The sequence below is a fragment of the Rubritalea profundi genome, assembly GCF_002954445.1.
GTDB lineage: Bacteria > Verrucomicrobiota > Verrucomicrobiia > Verrucomicrobiales > Akkermansiaceae > Rubritalea > Rubritalea profundi.
Map to the genome: position 1 here is coordinate 2,228,300 of NZ_MQWA01000001.1, position 6,094 is coordinate 2,234,393.

Here is a 6,094-nt window from a genome sequence, read left to right on the forward strand (position 1 = left end):
CGTAAGAAGTCCGACTTTCATTTTGCAACGGTGGGTCGTAGATTACGTAGCTATGACACCTACTACACTTACCATAGGGACTACGAATGCCGATTCTGCCAACGGTCTGTGACCCGAGGGTCCTCATCAAAAAGAAAAAGACAGACTAATAGAGGAGGTAGATGCTTCTATCTTATAACCCCCTTTCTCCTCCTCGCATGATGCTCTCGACCACCTCACCCAAAAAGCAAATTCCTAGCAGTAGTGGCCGGCGCTTCATGATCCGGGATGCTCAAGCTGCTGCTGCGAAAGTAAAAGACCTTAAAAACGTTCATTGCGTGGTAACAGGGTCATTCTCCCGTTCTGTAGAAGCGTCCCCTTCAAAACAAGGCTACCACTGGAACAGTAATGCTGAAACGTATTACCTCGTCGGTGAAGCAATGGGAAAAGCAGTTCTGGAGCTCATCGGAACATCAAAGCCCGCTAAAAAGAAGCGCGCACCACTGTATAATTTCCGCAACGCCGATGGCCCAAAATCATTTAAAGCTAGGCTCAAAAACTATGATGCCGCTACGGGCAAAGTCACCGTCATCAAATCTAACGGCATTGCTACCAGCTTCAACATAGATTTTCTCCATCCAGATGATCAGAAGTTTGTGAAGAAGTAACACTAATCCTTTTGGAAGTGATCGGTGATTAGTGATAACTCTTACCCATAGAGCAGACATCATTCGTAGATAAGGTTGGCAAGACAGGGCTGTATCGTTTAAGGTTCCGCCATGAGTTTGATTCCCACGAAAAGCAGCTTCCGCTTCGCCCTCCATGCCACGTTCTGTGTCCTAGTCCTCGGTCTTACCACCGCTGGCTCACTGCCCGCCGCGGAATTATCCACTGCATTCCCAAAGGAAAAGCCACCGCTGGAATTAACACCGCGTCTCGGACGTCCGTTTGGCGACAACGCCGTCTTCCAACAGAAAATGCCGGTCCCAATCTGGGGCTGGACTCTTCCTGGCACTGACGTCGAGGTGACCTTTGACAAACAGAAGCATGTCACCAAGGCCGCTGCGGACGGACGTTTTGAAGTGAAACTGGACGCCATGCCCGCCGACAAGTTGAAGTCGGTGAATGACGCGCCTACCGGTCGCACCCTGACCGTAATCACCCGCGCGGGCGGCAAGCAAGAGAAGAAGGAGTGTTCCAATATCCTGATTGGCGAGGTCTGGCTATGTTCTGGGCAATCGAATATGTCAGTGAGATTCAGTCACAAGCAGGGCACCAAAGAATCACAAGTCAACGCTGACTTCCCAGCGCTACGCTTTCTCGAAACCGAGTGGACCGTCAGCACTCCCAAGACCGTAGGCAGATGCTATAGCATCGCTTTTGTCTTTGGTCGCAAGCTGCAAAGCGAACTGCTCGTCCCCATCGGACTAATGAATGCAGCGGTGGCGGGAACGGGTATCGAAGGTTGGCAGTACATTGCTCCCGGCGAACCTCCGATCAAAACAAAGTATCAAAATTTCATCCCAAAGATCGAGCCATTGGTAGGTCACGCAATGCGCGGTGCCCTCTGGTATCAGGGAGAGGCCAACGTCAAGAATGGCAAGGACTACCTGCCGAAGCTGAAGCGACTCATCGATGGTTGGCGCGGAGTCTGGAATCAAGGAGACTACCCTTTCTACTTCGTCCAGCTCGCGGCACAGGGTCAATCACCCACAGACCAACCTGCCGGTGGTGACGGCCGGGCAGCTATCCGAAACGCCCAGTTCGAGGCGCTTAGTATCCCCAACACCGGCATGGCAGTCGCCATCGACATTGGCGAGAAGAAAGAACACCCATTTAACAAGTATGACGTCGGTCTGCGGCTTGCCTACTGGGCTCTGCACAACGATTACGGAAAAAAAGAAGTGGTGCCTAGCGGACCACTCTACAAGAACCACAAGATCGAGGGCAGCACCATCCGCGTGAAATTCAATTACGCGGGGAATGGACTAATGCTCGCCAACAAGGACCGATTCCAGCCACCAGTACCGACACCAGATGCGGCGATACCGTGGTTATCAATCCAGGCCAAGGATGGTAAGTGGCACTGGGCCGTAGGCAAGATCGAGGGCAGCGACCTGATCGTTTCCTCTAAGGCAGTGGCCGAACCGATCGCGGTTCGTTACGGCTACACCCAGTTTCCAGTCGGCTGTAATCTCTACAACAAAACCGGCCTTCCAGCCTCCCCCTTCAGCACCTCAGGCTATTAACCAGGACAGCCACCCCACAATAATATTGTCAGAAAATAATGAACCAGCGAAGCAATCACTTAGCTTAGCAATAACGATATAAATAAATCTAACATGAGAAATTAATACAACTACCGATCGCTTTTTTGATGATCAGTTCGACACTATTTGGTGCAGCTGATCCAGAACCTACTAGCCCAAAAACAGAACAGACGCTGGAAGCTCAGTGCAGTTCACCTTTCAGAGACAACGCTATTTTACAACAGCAGATCAAGCTACCAGTCTGGGGGGCATCTTTAGCAGACGCGAAAGTCACCGTCAGCTTCGATGGTCAAATCAAAACAACTACAGCTGATACAGATGGCAAATGGAGAGTCGTGCTAGATCCAATGGATGCGGTCAAACTCAAATCTGTCAATGACTGTCCCGCTGGCAAGTCCATGACGATTGTTTGCGAAAAGGATGGCAAGAAGGCAGTCAAAGAAATTAAGAACCTCGTCCTTGGCGATATTTGGCTCTGCGTTGGTCAGTCTAATATGGCAGGATCGATCAAGACCAACAAGACCCGTCATCACCCACAAGACACACTAGAGAAAGCAAACTACCCAGCGCTGCGACAGTATGGATCCGAGGACGATAAAGAATGGGTTGTCTGCACACCAGAAACAGCACCGGGTTTCAAAAAGGTCGCGTTTTTCTTCGGTCGCAGACTGCAGAGCGATGCCTTGGTGCCTGTCGGGCTCATCACTGCCGCAGTAGGAGGCTCTGATATCGAAAGCTGGCTGAATCAGGAGCCATACGAAACAGGTAAGAATCACCTGAAATTTATCGACCCAATCGCTGGCTCCAGTCTGCGAGGGGTGATCTGGTATCAAGGTGAGAGTAATGAAAAAGATCGTCGACATTACGAACCAAAACTAAAATCTCTGATCACTGGGTGGCGGAAAATTTGGGCTCAAGGCGACTTCCCTGTTTACTATGTCCAGCTACCAGGAATCAGTGTTCATCCAGCAGCTCCATGATGCGCGTGGCGGCCGCTCGCGCGCGTTACAGAATGTCGCTGGTCTGGGCGATCGTCCGAATGGGACTCTGTAAGCGCCACCAAAATCCGCGATAAGCAATCAATGCTCCCAGAGTAAATAAACCACTGCCCGTCATGATGAGCCAAGCGCCGAGGCCGAGCATGATCAACCCCCTTTCTCCTCCACGCATGATGCTCTCGACCACCTCACCCAAAAAGCAAATTCCTAGCAGTCGTCCTATGATTTCCCCTTATGGTGCGATGATGAGGATGTTGCAATTGCTGATCGCTCTGGCCTGCCTGTCATGTCCGGTTCACGCCGCCGTGCATGGGCACGGGACAGAGGAGAAAGGAGGCAAGCGCAAGGCGTCGCCTATTCCGGATTACAATCCGGCCAAACAACCGGTGACCACCGGTGAGTTTCTCGTGGGATTCATCGTGATCACCTTCAAGGAAACCGTTGCCCCGGAAGACACTGATCAAGCCATCAGGTCTGCAAATCAGGTTTCCAGCAATCCTCAGCATGCGGAAACCGGAAAGCAGGATAAATCCGGAAGATATTCCTCTGGTGTCGATCTGGAGGAGTATTTCAAGGTCTACAGCAACGACATCACTTGGCCGAAACTCGTGGTGATGCCCGATGAAGATACCAACTACCAGGACCCTCACTTTTACGGTTATTACTGCGAGTATGACTATTGGCGAAACCCCATCGGTTGGAAAGACAGGGAAGAAGGCAATGATCGGGTGAAAGAGATGAATGAGAATGCCCTGAAATTTGCCAACCAATCCTACCGTGGTGATAAGCCCCGGTTCATGTGCTACAACTACGTCACGCGCCGACCCAAGGAACCAACCGAGGAGGTAAGTGTCGCGCTCCTCGACTTCTATGACAACCGTAACGCTGACCCAGACCGGATCAAGCCAGTCAAAACCCGCAGGAGCAAAGAGCCCAAGAATTCGACCAAGATTTTTAAACCTTGGGATCACTATAAGCCGGCTTGCAAGTGGGGCGAGCCGATGTGGCCCAATTCGAAAATCCAGATCAATGACTTCGCCGGTGGTGTGCTCGCTCATGAGCTCGGACACTCACTTGGAGCTCCAGACGTTTATCGCATAGGTCGTTTCAACGATGGTATCGGTGGCGGTGCAAGCCCTCTCGCCTACGGCCCCACTGCGAATGCCTTCAGCCGGTTTTATCACCACGCCTTTATCGAGGAGCGGAATCACCCGACCATTAAAAACCCAGGGACCTACACCTTACATCCGCGGCACATCACACCACAGGGAAAAGAAGCGCTCGGCTACCTCATCCCCAGCAATCATCCCCACTACATGTATCATGTGGAATACATTCACGAGGAAGATCGTATCGCTGGCGTAGGTCCCGACCATGAGGGGATGCTCATCTCTGTGGTGAATTTGGGGCTGACCAATTACCTGGGTTCACCGGACTACTTTTACGTTTACCGCCCCAATGATCCATTCTTCCGGGGTGGGGGGGACACCAACAAATGTCTGTTCGGTAAATCCCACAATCGAACGGAATTCGACATGACCACCGAGCCGTCATCCAGGCTTCCCAATCTCATGGATGGCGGGATTTCCTTCAAAAACATCGAGGAAAAAGACGGAACCCTCACCTTCGATTTAGAGACCGATCGTCATCGGGTCAGCGGTAGTGACTACACGAACTCAATGCTGCCGCAAATCCGCCTCGATGAGATTAGCGATGTCCAGCCCACCAGCTTCACGATGGATTGCACCATCAAATTTCGCGGTCAGCCCTTGATTACCACTTACGGCTTTTGCTGGTCGACTTCAAAAACCCCCACCATCCGCGACGACACCTACACTCTGGCTCATCGCGAGTGTTACCGGGGGCATGCGATCAATCTGAGACCCAGCACCACCTACTACGTCCGCGCATTCGCGAACAACGGCATCGGTGTCCGCTACAGCGATGAGGAACAGATTGTCAAAACGCCGGACGTCAATACACCTGCCGCTAGTATCGGTCCGTTGTTCACCGATTCTTTCTCGGACAATCGCTATTTATTCAACAAATACAGCAATGAAGCCAATTCGCCGTTCATCGGTTACAGCCCGACTTGTGTGTTTGCGAAGCTCATTGCCTACTATCGCCCCGAACGGTTTAAATTCTCCTCCTCGAAGTCTCGATCGAAAGGCTCAGATGTCGATTTCGACCAACTGAGTTGGAATCCCTCAGCGGGTGATTACCCGATGCGTTTGGAGGAAATTGACGGATTTTTCCAACATGTTTACGCTCAAGCATTGGAACTGAACTTTCATAACATAAAGCCCGAGAAAGACTTTCTTCGCAGTATCAAGGAACTCACCGGTGTCCGCAGTAAGCCGGTTCTCTCTGATTTGCAGCCGGACAATCTCAAGGCTGTGTCCGAACTCATCCGCGAGGACCTGACGCAAAGCCGTCCGGTTCTAATCCTGTTCTCGGGTGGATCTGAACCCATGAGATGGGCACTTATTGATGGGATCGGTAGCACGGGAAAATTCCATGTGGATTTCCCCCGTAATTCCAAGTTTCTGGTCGATGGAAATATATTCAAACCGAAGTCAGGCCATTGCGTGCCTGAGTTGTTGATGATCCCAGGATACAAAACCTACCTGGTGACTTCGTGCTTTTATAAGAAATAGGCGGCGTATAAAATAGGGGGACAGAGCAGAATGGCACGGACTTAAGCGGTTTTATTGTATTTGCTCCTATGCTGAATTTCTTTAAATTGGTGTCTTGGTTTTGTTAGTAATTGATAACTTTTAGGCCTCCTTTTTCTTGCTCGCGGTTCGTGTCTTCCTTTTCTTATGACGAGAAGCTCTTCGGATAGAA

4 protein-coding genes are annotated in these 6,094 nt (G+C 51.0%); all 4 read left to right on the plus strand.

Annotated features, from left to right (window positions below):
• Window positions 1-161: 161 nt before the first annotated feature.
• The 4 genes from BSZ32_RS09725 (at window position 162) to BSZ32_RS09740 (ending at window position 5,904) form a co-directional block, all read left to right on the plus strand.
• Window positions 162-647 carry a hypothetical protein gene (locus tag BSZ32_RS09725; RefSeq protein ID WP_129589687.1) on the plus strand — a complete coding sequence of 162 codons (486 nt, stop codon included), beginning with the start codon at window positions 162-164 and terminating at the stop codon, window positions 645-647.
• A 111-nt stretch (window positions 648-758) separates the two neighbouring features.
• Window positions 759-2,228 carry a sialate O-acetylesterase gene (locus tag BSZ32_RS09730; RefSeq protein ID WP_105043246.1) on the plus strand — a complete coding sequence of 490 codons (1,470 nt, stop codon included), beginning with the start codon at window positions 759-761 and terminating at the stop codon, window positions 2,226-2,228.
• A gap of 128 nt (window positions 2,229-2,356) precedes the next feature.
• On the plus strand, window positions 2,357-3,229 hold the full coding sequence (locus BSZ32_RS09735) for a sialate O-acetylesterase (protein WP_105043247.1): 873 nt from the start codon (window positions 2,357-2,359) through the stop codon (window positions 3,227-3,229).
• A 161-nt stretch (window positions 3,230-3,390) separates the two neighbouring features.
• On the plus strand, window positions 3,391-5,904 hold the full coding sequence (locus tag BSZ32_RS09740; protein ID WP_165788762.1) for a hypothetical protein: 2,514 nt from the start codon (window positions 3,391-3,393) through the stop codon (window positions 5,902-5,904).
• Window positions 5,905-6,094: the final 190 nt, after the last annotated feature.

Excerpts from the sequence above, each read along its gene's own strand:
- BSZ32_RS09740 (WP_165788762.1), top strand. The coding sequence starts at position 3,391 with ATGATCAACCCCCTTTCTCCTCCACGCATGATGCTCTCGACCACCTCA.
- BSZ32_RS09730 (WP_105043246.1), top strand. The coding sequence starts at position 759 with ATGAGTTTGATTCCCACGAAAAGCAGCTTCCGCTTCGCCCTCCATGCC.
- BSZ32_RS09725 (WP_129589687.1), top strand. The coding sequence starts at position 162 with ATGCTTCTATCTTATAACCCCCTTTCTCCTCCTCGCATGATGCTCTCG.
- BSZ32_RS09735 (WP_105043247.1), top strand. The coding sequence starts at position 2,357 with ATGATCAGTTCGACACTATTTGGTGCAGCTGATCCAGAACCTACTAGC.